This is a genomic window from Mycobacterium bulgaricum (assembly GCF_041287165.2).
Taxonomy (GTDB): domain Bacteria; phylum Actinomycetota; class Actinomycetes; order Mycobacteriales; family Mycobacteriaceae; genus Mycobacterium; species Mycobacterium bulgaricum.
On record NZ_JBGGKV020000001.1, the window covers coordinates 1,024,728 to 1,040,868 of the forward strand.

Genomic DNA, 16,141 nt, shown 5'->3' on the forward strand with positions numbered 1-16,141 from the left:
ATCGGCCTGCCACAATGTGTGGGTGGCTGATGACAAGAAGAACCGATACGTCGATCCGGGTTGGCCGACGACCGATGCCGACGATCACGCGGTCAGCGAACTGGCCGCCGACCGCACCGGGGCGCTGTCCCCTTTCGGCGACGTCACGTTCCCGCTGCCCGCCGAAGAACTGCCCTTCATCCAATCAGTCACAGTCGTCAACAAGTAGCGGTGCCCGACCGCCTCTCGCATCTCGACGAGACCGGCGCGGCCCACATGGTCGACGTCACGGCCAAGGACGCCACCAAACGGGTGGCAACCGCCGAGGGCACCGTGCACACCCGCCCCGACGTCGTCGCGATGATCAGCGCCAACGGGCTGCCGAAGGGCGACGCCCTGGCCACCGCGCGCGTCGCCGGGATCATGGCCGCCAAGCGGACCAGCGACCTCATCCCGCTGTGTCACCCGCTGGCCGTCACCGGCGTCGACATCGAGTTCGCCGTCGGCGGTGACCAGCACCCCGGCGCCGTCGCGATCACCGCCACCGTGCGCACCACCGACCGCACCGGCGTCGAGATGGAGGCACTCACCGCCGTCAGCGTTGCCGCGCTGACGGTCTACGACATGATCAAGGCTGTCGACCGGGCAGCCAGCATCGACGGCATCCGCGTCGTCCACAAGGAAGGCGGCAAGACGGGGACGTGGACGCGGTGACCCGCTCCGGGGTCGTGATCGTCGCGTCCACCCGCGCCTCCAGCGGTGTGTACGAGGACAAGTGCGGCCCCGTCCTCGTCGACTGGCTCGCCGGGCAGGATATCTCTGCCCCCGCGCCCGTTGTCGTCGCCGACGGGCCCCCTGTCGCCGCAGCCCTGACCGCTGCGCTGCGCGACCGACCCGACGTCATTCTCACCTCGGGTGGCACCGGCATCTCGCCCACCGACGCGACACCTCAGATCACGGCCGCGGTGCTCGATTACGAGATCCCCGGCCTGGCTGACGCGATCCGGCGTTCCGGTCTACCGAAGGTGCCCACGTCTGTGCTGTCGCGGGGGATCTGCGGGGTCGCGGGCCGGACCCTCGTCGTGAACCTCCCCGGCTCACTCGGCGGCGTGAGGGACGGCCTCGGCGTGCTGGCCGACGTCCTCGACCACGCACTCGATCAACTGCAAGGCAGGGACCACTCGCGATGACAGTCGTCGTGCGCGCAGCACTCACCGACCAGCCCATCGATTCGACCGAACACGAGAGCCTCGTCGCCCACGAATCGGCCGGAGCAGTCGTGGCGTTCGCCGGCGTGGTGCGCGACCACGACGGCGGCCGGACGGTCACGCGACTCGAATACTCCTCGCACCCGACCGCAGAGCAGACGCTCGCCGACGTCGTCGCAGAGGTCGCCGCGGAGTCCCACGGCATCCGGGCGATCGCCGTCAGTCACCGGGTGGGTGTCCTGCACATCGGCGATGCCGCCCTCGTCGCCGCCGTCGCGGCGGACCACCGCGGCGCGGCCTTCGAGACCTGCGCCCGGCTGGTCGACCGCGTCAAGGAGCGGCTACCGATCTGGAAGCATCAGTTCTTCGCCGACGGCACCGACGAATGGGTCAACTCGGCCTAGCCGCCCGTCAGGCGGGAGGCACCACCGGGGCGGGAGCCGGGGCGGCCACCGGGCCCGGCGCCGGAAGCGGAGCCGGGGCTGCCATCGGGGCCGGAGCACCTGCGTCCGCCGCTGGGGCGGGCCCGACCGGGGCCATGGGTGCCGGTCCACCGCCGGTAGCCGTCATCGGCCGCTGGGTCAGCGCGAGCAGCGCGTCCGAGCCCGAGATCTCCTGAGTGCGGATCGCGTGCCAGATCTCCTTGAGGTACGTGACGTTCGCACTCTGCTGCGGGCCCTGAGGAGTCAGAGCCGCACCGGGGGGAAGGTTCTCCGGGCTGGCGAGATGCGGAATCTCGGCGGGCGCCGGAAGCTCCCCGGAGATCGCCTGGTTGGCGATGTCGTAAGCCGGGGCCGGGACGGGTGCGTTGGCCATAGGTGCCAGCGGATCCGGGGCGGGCGCGGCGGCGACCGGAGCAGGTGCCGGGGCCGGCGGTGCCGGCGGAACGACCGGAGCGGGCTGCAGCGGAGCGTCGACGCCGAGCGACCAGGTCTGGGGCTCGCCGGGTGCCGGCGCAGGCGCCGCATCCCAGTTGGCGGCGGCGATGACCGCGCTCTGCGGCGCGGGCGCGATGCCGGCGACGTCGATCGCGGGTTCGGGCACCGGGACCGGGGCCGCGACGGGATCGATGGGCGCGGGCGCCGAGAGGGCGTCGAACGGGGCGGGAGCCGGAGGGGCGGGCAGCGGGGCCGGAGGCAGCGCCTCCGGAGCGGCCGGCAGCGGCGCAGGAGCGGGCGCGGCCAACGCGTCGAACGGCGCGGGAGCGGGCGGAGCCGGGGGCAGGGGTGCCGGGGGCACGACCTCCGGTGCCGGAGGCAGCGGCGCGGGGGCGGCGAGCATGTCGACCGGGGCGGGCGGCGCGGGTGCGGGCGGCGCCGGAGGAAGCGGAGCGGGCGCGGCCATCGCGTCGAACGGCGCGGGGGCCGGCGGAGGCGGCGGCGGTGCGAAAGGATTGAACGGGGCCGGCGGAGGCGGCGGCAGCAGAGCGTTGAGGCCGAGCGGATCGAACGGCGCAGGGGCAGGGGGCTCGTCCACGACGTTGCGTGGCGTTGCGGCAGAGAGCGGCCCGCCGCACGACGGCCAGGCCCCCTTGCCCTGCGACGCCAAGACGCGTTCGGCGACCGCGATCTGCTCTTCCTTGGTGGCGAGGTAGGCCGAGGGCGCGAATTCGCCGCCACCGTGGCCCGACCACGTGCTCGGTGAGAACTGCAGCCCGCCGTGGTAGCCGTTGCCGGTGTTGATGGCCCAGTTGCCGCCGGACTCGCAGCTGGCGACCTGGTCCCACTCACCGTCGGTGGCTGCACCAGCCTGGCCGGCGAGGGCGAGGCTTCCGCCTCCGATGACTGCGCCGGTGAACGCGATCTTGGCGACGTTCTTGGCAGATGAAGCGGGCTTGCGGTGCCGTCCACTCATAAGTGCGCGTGGTTCCTCTCTGAAAGCGCCCGCGAGGTCAGCTGTCGGGTTCGGGCTGGAGAGGTTGCCCGGCCGTCTTCGTCGCAACGACGACGGCTTCACCCCAAGGAACCGAATCGGTTCCAGGTCTCCCTAGTTCGGTGGACCAGTGGGTCCCCCGCCTCCATCCAGGTGGTGTCTCGTTGTCCCCGCACACCAACGGATGGAGCTCGGCGCGATTGGTGGTGCGGCGGGCCGATCGGAATGTGGGGGTCGATTGGCCTGGTTCAAAACCGTAACGGCTCGTTTGGGTGCCGTCGACTTTTGCTCCAGGCCGTGTCTCCGGCGGGGGCAAATACTAAAAAAACTCTAAAAGACCAGGAGCGTCCGTTATTCCTGCAGGTGCCCGGCGCCTCAACCTCGCCGTAGCCATCCCGTGATCATTCCGTGATGTGATGCAAATCACGGAATAGGTTGGAGCGACAAGCCCATTACCCGCCGGCGAAGGGGGGCAAAACATCGATCGTCTGCGCGTCATCGAGCGCAACGGTCAAGTCCCGCACCGCGACCCCGTCGCGCAGATACGAACACCGGGAGAGCACCGAGGCCAGAGCCGCGTCCCGCGCTTTGAGGACCGCCACGAGATCGTCCACGGTGGCCCCGGCAGGCAGGTCGACCGTCTCGGACTCCACGCCAGCCGCCGCACGTGCCGCCGCGAAGAAGCGCACGAGGACGCGCACGCGGATGTCTGCGGTCATCTGTCAGCCCCCGATGGCGCTCATGGGACGGTCCGGCTGCACGAAGTCGGGATCGTTGATGCCGTGGCCCGCGGCCTTGGCCCACATGGCGGCACGCCAGGCGGCCTCGAGAGCGGCGTCGTCGGCGCCCGACCGCAGCAGCTTCCGCAGGTCGGTCTCGTCGCGCGCGAACAGGCAATTGCGGATCTGCCCGTCGGCGGTGAGCCTGCTGCGGTCACACGTCGCGCAGAAAGCGTGCGACACGGACGCGATGATCCCGACGAGCCCGGCGACGCGGGCGCCGTCGTGCACCCGCCACAGCTCTGCGGGGGCGGAGCCGCGCGGCGTGGGGTCAGGCGAGAGCGTGAAGTGCCGCTGCAGCGCCCGCAGGATGTCGTCGGCGCTCAGCGCTCGGTCCCGTTGCCAGGAATGGCCCGCATCGAGCGGCATCTGCTCGATGATGCGAAGTTGATACCCGTGGTCGAGGCAGAACCGCAGCAGCGCGACCGCGTCCTCCAGGCCAGAGGCGGGGTCGAGGACGGCGTTGACCTTCACCGGGTGCAAACCCGCGTCCTTGGCCGCGCGCAGACCCGCGAAGACATCGTCGATTCGGTCGCGCCGGGTGATGGCCGCGAACCGGGCGGGGTCGACGGTGTCGAGGGAGACGTTGATGCGATTCAGCCCCGCGCGCTTGAGCCCGGCCGCACGCTTGGCCAGGCCGATGCCGTTGGTCGTCAACGTGATCTCGGGACGCGGCGTCAACGCCGACGTCGCCGCGATGACGTCCTCCAGATGGGGGACGACCAGTGGCTCACCCCCGGTGAACCGAACGCTCGTGATGCCCAGCCGGGTGACCGCGATGCGGAGCAGGCGGATCAGCTCGTCGGAACTGAGTTTCGCGTCGCGCGGCAGCCAGTCGAGCCCCTCGGCGGGCATGCAATAGGTGCAGCGCAGATTGCAGAGGTCGGTCAGCGAGACGCGCAAATCGGTCGCGACGCGGCCGAACGTGTCGACCAGCGGTCCGGACATCGGCGCGGGGGTCGCGGGGCGCTGGACCGTGGGCACCCCAAGGGCCACGACGGTCACGGCACGGTTCCGACCACGCGACCGTGTGCCTCGCCCACCGGGACGATCTCTTTGCCGAGAGGCATCAACGACACAGGGATCAGTTTGAGGTTCGCCAACGCCAGAGGGATCCCAACGATGGTTATTGCCATCGCGATGGCCGTCGTGATGTGTCCGATCGCCAGCCAGACGCCTGCGACGATCACCCAGATGACGTTGCCGACCAGCGCGCCGGGGCGGGGCCCGGGCTTTTCGACGATGGTGCGGCCGAACGGCCACAGCGCGTACGCCGCGATGCGCAGCGAGGCGAAACCGAACGGGATCGTGATGATCAGCACGAAGCAGATCAGCGCTGCCAGGACATAGCCGAGCGCCAGCCACAGGCCGCCGAAGATCAGCCATATGACGTTCAGGATCAGTCGCATTTTCTTCCTCCAGCGGTGACCTGCAGCCTACCGACATAAGGGGATGCTGGCCGTAGCGCCGTCCGAGTAGGATCTCCCAGGACGCGTCCCGGCGGGGGCGCTTACTTTATGTACCCGACTTTAGACAGACAGCAGGTGAGACCAGTGCCGACCGGCCGGGTGAAGTGGTACGACGCCGAGAAGGGCTTCGGGTTCCTCTCACAGGAGGAGGGCGAAGACGTCTACGTGCGGTCCTCGGCGTTGCCCGCGGGTGTCGAAGGTCTGAAGGCGGGACAGCGGGTCGAGTTCGGCGTGGCGGCCGGCCGGCGGGGTCCGCAGGCGTTGCAGGTGAAGCTGATCGACCCGCCGCCCAGCGTGAGCCGCAACCGGAGGGAAGCGGCGACCGTCGAGCACAAGCACACACCCGACGAGCTGCACGGCATGGTCGAGGACATGATCACGCTGCTCGAAGGCGCGGTGCAGCCCGAGCTCCGCAAGGGCAAGTACCCCGACCGCAAGGTCGCCCGCCGGGTGTCCGAGGTGGTCAAGGCCGTCGCACGGGAGCTCGACGCGTAGTTCTTCTGCGCCGAATCTGAGCTTGTGGTCGTGATTCCGGCGAAACAGCGCTCAAAAGTTCAGATTCGGCGCCGGTATCGGTGCGCCCGCGGCTCGTAATGCGTGCCAGACTCGTGCTGCGATGGTGGCCGGGCGGTCTCGGAGGATGCCCGCACTGACGCGCACGATGTGCCATCCGAGCGCCTCCAGTTCGGCCTGACGGTCGATGTCGCGGGCTCGTTGCCGCGGATCGCTCCAGTGCTGTGTTCCGTCGTACTCGACGCCGACTTTCCAGGTCTTCCAGCCCATGTCGACGCGCGCGACGTGGTGGCCGTCGCGGTCGGAGACGTCGATCTGTGTGTGCTCGGGCGGTAGACCGGCCCTCGTCAGAAGAAGTCGTGTGCGGGTTTCCTGCGGGGACTCTGCGCCCGCGTCGGCAAGCGCGAGCGACCTCCGCAGCTGGACGATGCCCCGGGCGCCGCCGTGCCTCTCGGCGAGAACCCGGACGTCATCCGCGGTCACACTTGTGGCCCTCATCAACGCGTCGAGCCGAACCACGGCGAGCGTCAATCCCGCTCGGCGACCGAGGTCATACGCCGTCCTCGCGGGGCTCGTCACCCGCAGGCCCCGGAGGCAGACGACCTCGTCGTCGTCGAGTTGCTCGCTGTGCAGGACGATGCCCTTCGTCTTGTGCTGGCTGGGCTGTATGAGCTCGGCAGGTAGACGGTCGTCGATCCACAACGAGCCGTGCCATGCAGCGGCCGACGTACCGGCGACGATCGCCTGGCGCCGCGACCACAGCCAGGCGGCCCCGGCCCGGTCAGCGGCCGTCAAGGTACGCCCCATTGCGACGTAGACATTGCGGTAGACGGGGACGAACCGCGTCCTCAGCTCGTGCCGCGTCACCAGACCGGCAGCGACCGCCTCAGAACCCACGAGGAAATCCACGTCGGTAGGACGCCGCCACCATTCCGACGGTTCCCCTTCGTCCAATCTGAGCTCGCGGTGGAGATCTCGGCGAAAGCGCCGCCATAAGTACAGATTCGCGCGGGTACAAATGACCCATGAGCTATGTGGCGAGCAAGAATTCCGGCGGGGAGTTCAATCGGGACACCAACTACATCACCACCCGCATCACCGCCGACGGGCGTGACGGCTACCCCGTCGAGCCGGGCCGCTACCGCCTGGTGGTGGCCAGGGCGTGCCCATGGGCCAACCGCACGATCATCGTGCGGCGCCTGCTCGGACTGGAAGACGTTCTCTCCATTGGCTTCTGCGGGCCGACGCATGACGAGCGCAGCTGGACCTTCGACCTCGATCCCGACGGCGTTGACCCGGTGCTCGGCATCCACTACCTGCGCGACGCCTACAACAAGCGCATCCCCGACTACGAGAAGGGCGTGACGGTCCCGGCGATCGTCGACATCCCGACGGGTCAGGTGGTCACCAACGACTTCCCTCAGATCACGCTCGACTTCTCCCTTGAGTGGACGGCCCACCACCGCGACGGCGCGCCGCAGCTCTACCCCGAACCGCTGCGCGACGAGATCGACGAGGTCGCCCAGCGCATCTACACCGAGGTGAACAACGGGGTGTATCGCTGCGGCTTCGCCGGATCGCAAGACGCGTACGAGAAGGCCTACGACCGGCTCTTCACCGCCCTGGACTGGCTGTCGGAGCGGCTGGAGAATCAGCGATACCTGGTCGGGGACACCATCACCGAGGCCGACGTCCGGTTGTTCACGACGCTGGCCCGGTTCGACCCCGTCTATCACGGACATTTCAAGGCCAACCGCAGCAAGCTCTCCGAGATGCCGGTGCTCTGGGCCTATGCGCGCGATCTCTTCCAGACGCCCGGCTTCGGCGACACCACCGACTTCATCCAGATCAAGCAGCACTACTACATCGTGCATTCCGACATCAATCCCACAGGTGTCGTGCCGAAGGGGCCCGACCTGTCGAACTGGCTCTCACCGCACGGTCGAGAAGCGCTGGGCGGCAGACCTTTCGGCGACGGAACGCCGCCCGGTCCGACCTTGGAAGGCGAGCGCGTACCCGACACTCACTCAGCCGGCTGAGACTCCGGATACTCCTCTGACTTGTCCCACACCGTGCGCACCGACCATTCGGCGTGGGGCACGGGGAACTCGTTGCCTGCTTCGTCGCGCACCAGTGTGGGCAGTTGAACTGCGATGCCGGTGAGGCGGCCGCGTTGCGCGTCCACGGTCGGGATCGTGACCGCGAGCGTGGTGCCCGGTCGGAACTCCTCGATGAGGTCGTCATCCTCGTAGGCCCGTAGCAGTACCCAGGGTGCTCGCGCGATGCTCTGCGGAATCGACAGCTGAACCGGGTGACGCCCGGTCACCGGTAGCTCACCTTGGGAGGCGGGGACGACGCAGTCGGTCGGGTTGAGTACCTGGCAGAAGCGGTACGGGCCCACCCTTGTCAGGTGTCCGTGGGAGAACGCCGAGACCTCGGGCAGCTGGGGTGAACGGTCGCGGGTCAGCTGCCACACGAGGACACCCGTACCGATCATCGACAGCAGCGCCACCGCCACGAGAACAGCGACAACACGTTTCACTCGCGGGTCACCGTCGCATCCGTCCGTACGCCTTCCTGTTCGGCCAGCACGGGACGGTTCCCACCGAACCCCGGCACCAGCGACTCGCCACGATAGCTCAGCACCGTCTGGGCCAGTCCGAGGATCAGGATCGCGGTGATCGTGGTGAAGCCCGCGTACAGCTCTGTGTAGATGAGCACACCGGTGGCACCACCGGCGACCCACGCCAGCTGCAGCAGCGATTCCGAGCGGCCGAACGCCGAGGCCCTCGATTCCTCGGGCAGATCGTCCTGCAGGGATGCATCCAGCGACGCCTTGGCGATCGCGGCGGCGCCGGAGGTGACGAACGTCGCCGCCGCGGCCACCATCAGGTTGCCCGTCAGGGCAGCCGCGAGCGCCATCACCGTGACCGCCAGCGCGCAGCGCACGACGAGCCGAGCCGGATGGCCGAGCTTGAGGCGCGCGGCGATCATGTTGCCGCCGAAATTGCCGACGGCCGCGGCGGCGCCGATCATGCCCAGGATGCGCAGCTGCTCCCAGCCGCTCGCATCGTGAGCCTTCGCGACGAACGCCGGATAGAGGAACAGGAATCCCACCATCACCTTGACGGTGCAGTTGCCCCACAACGACGCGATGATGTTGCGCCCCAACGGCTGGCGTGCCTTCTGCTTGGGCCCGGGCGGTTCGTGGCGCAGCTCGTCGCCCTGGCCGTGATAGCTCAGTGTCGCGGGCACCTCGCCCTCGGTGACCTCGACCCACTTGGGGATGCGCATCGCGAGCACCGCGCCCCCCACCGTCACGGCCACCACGACGTACAGCGCTCCCGGCATCTGGAACAGCTGGAAGCCGTACTCGGCCGCGGCCGCGATCCCGCCGCCGACCATGGTGCCGCCCAACAATCCGAACATGGTCAGCCGGGAGTTAACCCGCACCAGGTCGATGGTCGGTGGCAGCACGCGCGGCGTGACGGCGCTGCGGAGCACCGAGAAAGACTTGGACAGCACCATCATCCCGAGCGCGCACGGATAGAGCACCCAGGACGGGAAGCTGCCGGTGGCGCTGTCGAAGTTGGCGATCAGCACGAGGGCGAGCACTGTGCGGAATGCGAACGACGCGGCCAGGGCCACACGCCTGCCATGCTGCAGCCGGTCCAGCGCGGGCCCGATCAACGGCGCGATCACCGCGAACGGGGCGATGGTGATCAGCAGGTACAGCGCGACCTTGCCCTTGCTCTCGCCGGAGGCCGCCGCGAAGAACAGCGTGTTGGCCAGTGCCACCGCCATGGCCGCGTCGACGGCGAAGTTCGCGACCACGGGCCATGTCAGCGCCGTGAGCCCCGACTTGTCGGCACCGTCGGCGGTCGCGGCCCGGTGCACCATGCCGTAGACCTTCGACCCCATCTCACGGCTGCGCTGCGCGGCGGCGCGCGTGACCGTCACCTTCTCGCCGCCCGGATCGCGGCGCGGGGGAGGGTCGTAGGAGTTGCCCCGCTGGCGGGTGTTGTCGTCGAGCGGTGGGAGCCAGCGGTTGCCGGTGTCGCTCGGCGAGTAGGGCCGTCCGGCACGGCGGTTGCCGGGCCGCATCTCCGGATCGCTCGGATAGTTGGCCATCCCCGGGTGTTCTCCCGCAGGTGGGCGCGGCGGGTAGTAGCGTCCACCCTGCTGACCGTCAGGGTCCCGGGAATCTCGCCGCGGTCCGGTCACCGCTCGATTCTCCCCCATGGGGCCGACAGTGGCCGCGCAGGTGACCGGTGTGGCTGGACCTTCCGCGGTTCAGGCAAGATTGGAGGCGATGGACAGTATGACCGAACCCGATCAGCACGACGTGGCAGCGAGTGAAACGCCTGATGAGGCTGCGCCTGCTGCGGAGTTCGTCGCCCCCGCACCCGACCTCGAAGGGGTGCTGCTGGGAGCCGTGGACGCGGCCCGTGCAGCCATCGTCGAGTACAGCGGTGAGGACAGTGTCGGCGAGTATCTCGGCGCCGGTTTCGAAGATCCGACCGCCGCCACCCACCGGTTCCTGGCCGACATGCCCGGTTACCGGGGCTGGCAGTGGGCCGTGGTCGTCGCCGCCTGCCCGGGCGCCGCCCACGCCACCATCAGCGAGGTCGTCCTCGTCCCGGGTCCGACCGCGCTGCTCGCGCCGAAGTGGGTCCCGTGGGAGGAGCGGGTGCGTCCCGGCGACCTCAGCCCGGGCGACCTGCTCGCGCCGCCGCAGGACGATCCGCGCCTGGTGCCCGGTTACACGGCGACGGGTGATCCGCAGATCGACGAGGTCGCGGTGGAGGTGGGTCTCGGCCGCAGGCAGGTGCTCAGCCTGTGGGGACGCAACGACGCGGCGCAGCGCTGGCACGACGGTGAACACGGTCCCGGTTCCGCGATGGCGCGGTCGACGCGGCGGATGTGCCGGGACTGCGGCTTCTACCTGCCGCTGGGCGGATCGCTCGGTGTGATGTTCGGCGTGTGCGCGAACGAGTACGCATCCGACGGGCATGTCGTCGACGCCGAGTTCGGGTGCGGTGCGCATTCGGACACGCCCGCGGCGCCCGGCACTGGTTCGCCGCTGTTCGATCCGTACGACGACGGCGTCCTGGATCTGGTCGAGCGCGCCGACACCTGACTCAGTTCTCGGCGGCCGCCTTGATTCGCTGCAGCGACAGGTTCATGCCTTCGATGAGTTCGTCCTCGAAGCTGGGCACGCCGCCCATGAACTTCCCGACCAGGAAGTTCGACACCGCAGTGGTGCCGTTCTCGGCGCGACGCGTCTCGACGAGTCGCGTGCCCGCCTCCGTCGGCTCCAGTTCGTAGCTCCAGATGGTGTTGTTCTCGTTGACGCGGAACGCCAGTTTCTTCTCCGGGATGAATTCGGTGATGCGGCAGGTCGTGGGCCAGACCAGCAGACCGCGACGGTTGACGTTGACGGTGCGGGCACCCGGACGCAGGGCACCGATCGGCTTCATCAGGCGGCACTGCGGGCTCCACTGCGGCATCTTGCTCAAGTCGGACACCAGGTTCCAGACCTTCGGCACGGGGGCGTTGATGTCGACCTCGGCCTGCAGAATCGGCGCTGCCATGACTTCTCCCTACGTCAAACCACGTTGGGCACCGCGGTCTCCGCGGCGCGCGGAGTGACGTTGCCACAGAAAGATCGATGTGCCAAGAACTCCGACGCCAAGGCCCGCCACGGCGATGGGCCGCCAGTCGTGCAGGGCGGGCACGGTGAACGCGAGCACCGCCGCGATCACCCAGGCGCAGGTGATGGCGACGATGACGGGAACCGGCGCGAGCAGCGCCGGGGGCAGCGGGGGCGGCTGCGGTTCGGTGTCCTTCGCATCTGATTCCATCGCGTCCCAACCTAAACGACCGCGGCGGGCCGGTGAGTAGTGTCTACCGCTGTGCATGCCGTCGGACGCCTCGAATTCGCATGAGTGCGTGCGTCATCGACGTGGACGACCCGGCCGATCCACGGCTCGACGACTTCCGTGACCTCAACAGCGTGGACCGCAGGCCGGACCTGCCGAGCGGTAAGGGGCTGGTGATCGCGGAGGGCGTGTTGGTCGTGCAGCGCATGATCGCGTCGCGATTCGTACCACGGGCGCTGTTGGGCACCGACCGGCGGCTGGCCGAGCTGGGCGCCGACCTCGACGGGCTGGCGGCGCCGTTCTACCGGGTGAACGCCGACGTCATGGCCGAGGCCGTCGGGTTCCATCTCAACAGGGGTGTGCTGGCGTCGGCGTCGCGCGCCGCCGAACTCACCGTGTCGCAGGTGCTCGACGGCGCACGCACCGTCGCGGTGCTCGAGGGTGTCAACGACCACGAGAACCTGGGGTCGGTGTTCCGCAACGCTGCCGGGCTCGGCGTCGACGCGGTGGTGTTCGGCAGCGGTTGTGCCGACCCGCTCTACCGTCGCGCTGTGCGGGTGTCCATGGGCCACGCACTGCTTGTTCCCTTCGCGAAGGCCCGGGAGTGGCCGCAGGACCTGAAGGTGTTGCGGGACAATGGCTTCCGCCTGCTGGCGATGACACCCGATCCTGCGGCTCAGACCTTGGCCGAGGCCATGGCGCAGTTGGCGGAACAGCGGGTCGCCATCCTCGTCGGGGCCGAGGGGCCGGGCCTGAAGGAGCACACGATGCGGTCCAGCGATGTGCGCGTGCGGATTCCGATGTCGCGGGGCACCGACTCCCTCAACGTCGCCACCGCCGCGGCGCTGGCGTTCTACGAGCGGGATAGGCTCGGCGGGTGAACGACGAGACGCCGTGGGCCACCGGTCTGACGGTGGCGGCGTTCGTTGCAGTGGTGATAGCCGCGGCCGTCGTGGTTCTCAGCATCGGGCTGATCCGGGTGCATCCGTTGCTCGCCGCGGGGCTGAATCTCGTTGCAGTCGGCGGACTTGCGCCTACCGTGTGGGGCTGGCGCAAAGTTCCGGTGTGGCGCTGGTTCGTGCTCGGTGCGGGTGTCGGCGTGGCTGCGGCCTGGATCGCGCTGCTGGCCCTGGCCGGCACAGGCACCGTCTGACTCACATCGGCAGCGCGGTCAGGTCGAGGGTCAGCGCTGGCCGCTGGAACGCACGCCCAGCAGCACGTCCTCCCACGCCGGTACGGCGGGACGGCCCTTGCGCGACCGCGGCGCCGGCGCGGCCGCAGCAGGCGCGGGGGTCTCGGCGACCGGTTGGGGTTCGGGTTCGGGCTTGGGCTCGGGGACCGGCGCGGGTTCGGGCTCTTCGAGTGCCAGTTGCGCAACGGGAGCCAACGGGCGAAGCGGTGGCCGTGAGTAATTCGGGTCGATCAGCTCCGCCGCGGCCTCGTCGAACGCGGTGACGGTGCCACCGTGCGCGCCCGGCGCATACCGGAAGTGGGCGACGTTGTCCGACAGTCCGGCTTTCCAGGCCAGCTGAACCGTCCAGCGTCCGTCCTCGTTGCGCCAGGCGTCCCAGTCGGTGCCTTCGGGATCGAGACCCCGCGCGATCAGGGCCGACGTGACGGTCTCCAGCAGCGTGAGCACCGACGGGCCGTCGGCGAGCACCGGGTGCGCCGCGGTCGCCAGCTCGGCGGCGCGAGCCCGCTCCAGCAGCACGGGATGGGCGAAGCGCTCGACCCGTCCGATGTCGACGCCCGCAGCCGACGCAACCTGCTCGACAGATGCGCCTGCGCGGATCTTCGACTGGATCTCTCTCGGGCGCAGCATGATTGGGACCTCGACATCGATCGCGGTTTGATTGGATCCGGCCTTGTCGCCGCGCACGGCGGCCTTGAGCCGGTCGTCTGACCGGAGGACGAACTTCTCGCCGGAGTCGCCGGTCTCGCAGATGATGCGTTTGCCGTCGATGTCCAATCCGACGACCCTGAGCTCCCTCATTGCGACCTCCTCCGGGCTGACGCCATGCCCGATAATCAGGTCACCCTACTGCGTTATAAGTCCGTAACCGGGGTGACACGCGGTAGGCCGTCAGAGCCGCTGCACGACATAGTCGACGCACGCCGTCAACGCGCTCACGTCCTCGGGATCCACCGCGGGGAACATACCGACGCGCAGCTGGTTGCGGCCCAGCTTGCGGTAGGGCTCGGTGTCGACGATGCCGTTCGCGCGCAGGATCTTGGCCACGGCGGCGGCGTCGACGTCATCGGAGAAGTCGACAGTTCCGACGACCTGCGAGCGCAGCTGCGGGTCGCTGACGAACGGGGTGGCGAACGACGCCGCCTCCGCCCACGAGTACAGGCGCTGCGACGAGTCGGCGGTGCGCTTGACGGCCCAGTCCAGCCCGCCGTTGCCGTTGAGCCAGTCGAGCTGCTCGGCGAGCAGGATCAGCGTGGCGATCGCGGGGGTGTTGTACGTCTGGTTCTTCACGCTGTTGTCGATCGCGATGGGCAGGGACAGGAACTCCGGCACCCACCGGCCTGCGGAGGCGATCGCCTCGACGCGCGCGAGTGCGCTGGGGGACATGATCGCGATCCACAGCCCGCCGTCGCCTGCGAAGTTCTTCTGCGGCGCGAAGTAGTAGGTGTCGACCTCCGTGATGTCGACGGGCAGTCCGCCCGCGGCCGACGTGGCGTCGATCGCGATCAGCGCGTCGCCGGATCCCTCGGGCCGCACGACCGGCACGGCGACGCCCGTCGACGTCTCGTTGTGCGCCCAGGCGATCAGGTCGACCGACGGGTCGGACTGCGGCTGCGGAGCGCTGCCCGCATCGGCCTGGATGACGATGGGGTCGCCGACGAACGGGTTCTTCGCGACGGCCGAGGCGAACTTCGAGCTGAATTCGCCGTAGGTCAGGTGCAGTGAGCGCTGGTCGATCAGGCCGAATGCGGCGGCGTCCCAGAACGCGGTCGACCCGCCGTTACCGAGGATCACCTCGTAACCGTCGGGCAGGGAGAAGAGCTGCCGCAGGCCGTCGCGCACCCTGCCGACGAGGTTCTTCACCGGCGCCTGACGATGCGATGTGCCGAACAGGTCGCCCGCGGCAGCCAGTGCCTGCAGCTGTTCCGGCCGAACCTTGGACGGCCCGCAGCCGAATCGTCCGTCGGCGGGCTTGAGGTCGGCGGGGATGGTCAGGTTCTCGGCCATGGCCCAAGCGTAGTTCTGCAGATGGGGCCGTCGAGCGTGGCCCCTTCGCCGGTCTGCGGCGCGCACAGAAGTGGTTTGGATCACATGTGACGCGGATAACCCCGGTATCGCACAACTGCGGAAAGGCCCTGGTTAATTCCTGGGACCGTGGGTACTGTTCCTGTACAGAGCGCAGACGAATGTAAAGCTCAACAGGAGGCTGCAATGGCTGTCAAAGAAGCCAAGACGCGCATGATCCGCCGCTGGCGCAAGAACATGGACGTTTCTGATGACGTCGAGTACGTGGACAAGCTGATGACGCTGTCCGAAGGCTCGGTGCGGCGTAACTTCAACCCCTACACCGACATCGACTGGGATTCGCCCGAGTTCAAGGTGATCCCCAACGACGAGCGATGGATCCTGCCGGCGACGGACCCGATCGGTCAGCACGACTGGTACAAATCGCAGTCTGTCGAGCGGCAGATCGAGATCGGCATGTGGCGCCAGGCCAACGTCGCGAAGGTCGGACTCCACTTCGAGTCGATCCTGATCCGCGGCCTCATGGAGTACGCCTTCTGGACGCCCAACGGCTCCGCGGAATACCGCTACTGCCTGCACGAGGCCGTCGAAGAGTGCAACCACACCCTGATGTTCCAGGAGATGGTGAATCACATCGGCGCCGACGTGCCCGGCATGCCGAAACTGCTCAAGTGGATACAGCCCGCCATCCCGTTGGTCGCCGGCCCGCTGCCCATCCCGTTCTGGTTCGGCATCCTCGCCGGCGAAGAACCGATCGACCATACGCAGAAGAACGTGCTCCGCGAAGGCAAGTCGCTGCATCCGATCATGGAGCGGGTGATGGCCATTCACGTGGCCGAGGAAGCACGCCACATCTCGTTCGCACACGAATACTTGCGTAAGCGCGTGCCGCACCTGCCTCGTCTGAAGCGGTTCTGGTTGTCGCTTTACGTGCCGGTCGTCATGCGTGTGCTGTGCTCGGCGATCATCGTGCCGCCGCGTGCGTTCTGGAAGGAATTCGACATCCCGCGGTCGGTCCGCAAGGAGATCTTCTTCAAATCGCCCGAGTCGCGAAAGATGTTGCGCGACATGTTCGGCGACGTCCGCATGCTCTGTCAGGACACCGGCCTGATGAACCCGGTCGCCAAGCTGATGTGGCGCATCTGCCGGATCAGCGGAACGCCCAGCCGCTATCGCAGCGAGCCCGCCCGCCAGCATCTCGCGCCGGTCGCCTAACGGATAC

21 protein-coding genes and 1 riboswitch are annotated in these 16,141 nt (G+C 68.6%); of the genes, 10 read left to right on the top strand and 11 right to left on the bottom strand.

Annotation, left to right across the window (positions count from 1 at the left end; translation table 11 throughout):
• Positions 1-16 precede the first annotated feature (16 nt).
• The 4 genes from ACAG24_RS04985 to ACAG24_RS05000 are packed head-to-tail and all read left to right on the top strand — an operon-like array spanning position 17 to position 1,591.
• On the top strand, positions 17-208 hold the full coding sequence (locus tag ACAG24_RS04985; RefSeq protein ID WP_370471543.1) for a hypothetical protein: 192 nt from the start codon (positions 17-19) through the stop codon (positions 206-208).
• 47 nt (positions 209-255) lie between these two features.
• Entirely contained in the window at positions 256-693 is a 438-nt protein-coding gene (gene moaC, locus ACAG24_RS04990) for a cyclic pyranopterin monophosphate synthase MoaC (RefSeq protein ID WP_370471796.1), read from the top strand.
• Positions 690-1,169, top strand: a complete 480-nt coding sequence (locus ACAG24_RS04995) for a MogA/MoaB family molybdenum cofactor biosynthesis protein (protein WP_370471544.1) — start codon at positions 690-692, stop codon at positions 1,167-1,169. Before moaC ends, ACAG24_RS04995 begins: the two co-directional genes overlap by 4 nt.
• Positions 1,166-1,591, top strand: coding sequence for a molybdenum cofactor biosynthesis protein MoaE (locus tag ACAG24_RS05000; protein WP_370471545.1), 426 nt, complete (start codon positions 1,166-1,168; stop codon positions 1,589-1,591). The genes ACAG24_RS04995 and ACAG24_RS05000 overlap by 4 nt, the downstream gene beginning before the upstream one ends.
• A gap of 7 nt (positions 1,592-1,598) precedes the next feature.
• Here ACAG24_RS05000 and ACAG24_RS05005 read toward each other — a convergent pair whose 3' ends face one another.
• The 4 genes from ACAG24_RS05005 to ACAG24_RS05020 all read right to left on the bottom strand — a co-directional run bounded on the left by ACAG24_RS05005 (position 1,599) and on the right by ACAG24_RS05020 (position 5,247).
• On the bottom strand, positions 1,599-3,041 hold the full coding sequence (locus ACAG24_RS05005; protein WP_370471546.1) for a transglycosylase family protein: 1,443 nt from the start codon (positions 3,039-3,041) through the stop codon (positions 1,599-1,601).
• 10 nt (positions 3,042-3,051) lie between these two features.
• Positions 3,052-3,228: riboswitch (cyclic di-AMP (ydaO/yuaA leader) on the bottom strand.
• A gap of 283 nt (positions 3,229-3,511) precedes the next feature.
• Positions 3,512-3,778 (bottom strand): MoaD/ThiS family protein, encoded by a 267-nt coding sequence (locus ACAG24_RS05010; protein ID WP_370471547.1) that lies wholly within the window; start codon positions 3,776-3,778, stop codon positions 3,512-3,514.
• A 3-nt stretch (positions 3,779-3,781) separates the two neighbouring features.
• Entirely contained in the window at positions 3,782-4,843 is a 1,062-nt protein-coding gene (gene moaA / locus ACAG24_RS05015; RefSeq protein WP_370471548.1) for a GTP 3',8-cyclase MoaA, read from the bottom strand.
• A complete protein-coding gene (locus ACAG24_RS05020) occupies positions 4,840-5,247 on the bottom strand; it encodes a YccF domain-containing protein (RefSeq protein WP_370471549.1) in 408 nt (135 codons plus the stop codon). Before ACAG24_RS05020 ends, moaA begins: the two co-directional genes overlap by 4 nt.
• Before the next feature lie 144 nt (positions 5,248-5,391).
• Between ACAG24_RS05020 and ACAG24_RS05025 the strand changes: the two genes are divergently transcribed.
• Entirely contained in the window at positions 5,392-5,802 is a 411-nt protein-coding gene (locus ACAG24_RS05025) for a cold-shock protein (protein ID WP_024445746.1), read from the top strand.
• Positions 5,803-5,853: 51 nt separating this feature from the next.
• On the opposite strand, the gene ACAG24_RS05030 is transcribed toward ACAG24_RS05025, so the two are convergent.
• The gene (locus tag ACAG24_RS05030; protein ID WP_370471550.1) at positions 5,854-6,717 is read right to left on the bottom strand and encodes a PDDEXK-like endonuclease domain-containing protein; all 864 of its coding nucleotides are present in this window, start codon (positions 6,715-6,717) and stop codon (positions 5,854-5,856) included.
• A gap of 128 nt (positions 6,718-6,845) precedes the next feature.
• Between ACAG24_RS05030 and ACAG24_RS05035 the strand changes: the two genes are divergently transcribed.
• Positions 6,846-7,859: a glutathione S-transferase family protein gene (locus tag ACAG24_RS05035; RefSeq protein WP_370471551.1), complete on the top strand. Its 1,014-nt coding sequence runs from the start codon at positions 6,846-6,848 to the stop codon at positions 7,857-7,859.
• Here ACAG24_RS05035 and ACAG24_RS05040 read toward each other — a convergent pair.
• Positions 7,844-8,362, bottom strand: coding sequence for a DUF2771 domain-containing protein (locus tag ACAG24_RS05040; protein WP_370471552.1), 519 nt, complete (start codon positions 8,360-8,362; stop codon positions 7,844-7,846). The two genes, ACAG24_RS05035 and ACAG24_RS05040, sit on opposite strands and share 16 nt — an antisense overlap.
• Positions 8,359-10,062: an MFS transporter gene (locus tag ACAG24_RS05045; RefSeq protein WP_370471553.1), complete on the bottom strand. Its 1,704-nt coding sequence runs from the start codon at positions 10,060-10,062 to the stop codon at positions 8,359-8,361. The genes ACAG24_RS05040 and ACAG24_RS05045 overlap by 4 nt, the downstream gene beginning before the upstream one ends.
• A 79-nt stretch (positions 10,063-10,141) precedes the next feature.
• On the opposite strand from ACAG24_RS05045, the gene ACAG24_RS05050 reads away from it, so the two are divergent.
• Positions 10,142-10,960: a DUF3027 domain-containing protein gene (locus ACAG24_RS05050; RefSeq protein WP_370471554.1), complete on the top strand. Its 819-nt coding sequence runs from the start codon at positions 10,142-10,144 to the stop codon at positions 10,958-10,960.
• 1 nt (position 10,961) lies between these two features.
• On the opposite strand, the gene ACAG24_RS05055 is transcribed toward ACAG24_RS05050, so the two are convergent.
• Positions 10,962-11,414 carry an SRPBCC family protein gene (locus ACAG24_RS05055; protein WP_370471555.1) on the bottom strand — a complete coding sequence of 151 codons (453 nt, stop codon included), beginning with the start codon at positions 11,412-11,414 and terminating at the stop codon, positions 10,962-10,964.
• Between the two features lie 9 nt (positions 11,415-11,423).
• On the bottom strand, positions 11,424-11,684 hold the full coding sequence (locus ACAG24_RS05060; protein WP_370471556.1) for a DUF2530 domain-containing protein: 261 nt from the start codon (positions 11,682-11,684) through the stop codon (positions 11,424-11,426).
• Between the two features lie 80 nt (positions 11,685-11,764).
• On the opposite strand from ACAG24_RS05060, the gene ACAG24_RS05065 reads away from it, so the two are divergent.
• A complete protein-coding gene (locus tag ACAG24_RS05065) occupies positions 11,765-12,583 on the top strand; it encodes a TrmH family RNA methyltransferase (RefSeq protein WP_370471557.1) in 819 nt (272 codons plus the stop codon).
• A complete protein-coding gene (locus ACAG24_RS05070; RefSeq protein ID WP_370471558.1) occupies positions 12,580-12,855 on the top strand; it encodes a DUF2537 domain-containing protein in 276 nt (91 codons plus the stop codon). The genes ACAG24_RS05065 and ACAG24_RS05070 overlap by 4 nt, the downstream gene beginning before the upstream one ends.
• A gap of 30 nt (positions 12,856-12,885) precedes the next feature.
• Here ACAG24_RS05070 and sepH read toward each other — a convergent pair whose 3' ends face one another.
• Positions 12,886-13,695 (bottom strand): septation protein SepH, encoded by an 810-nt coding sequence (gene sepH, locus ACAG24_RS05075; RefSeq protein ID WP_370471559.1) that lies wholly within the window; start codon positions 13,693-13,695, stop codon positions 12,886-12,888.
• A 90-nt stretch (positions 13,696-13,785) separates the two neighbouring features.
• On the bottom strand, positions 13,786-14,901 hold the full coding sequence (gene serC, locus ACAG24_RS05080) for a phosphoserine transaminase (protein ID WP_370471560.1): 1,116 nt from the start codon (positions 14,899-14,901) through the stop codon (positions 13,786-13,788).
• Positions 14,902-15,105: 204 nt separating this feature from the next.
• On the opposite strand from serC, the gene ACAG24_RS05085 reads away from it, so the two are divergent.
• Positions 15,106-16,134: an AurF N-oxygenase family protein gene (locus tag ACAG24_RS05085; protein WP_370471561.1), complete on the top strand. Its 1,029-nt coding sequence runs from the start codon at positions 15,106-15,108 to the stop codon at positions 16,132-16,134.
• Positions 16,135-16,141 lie beyond the last annotated feature (7 nt).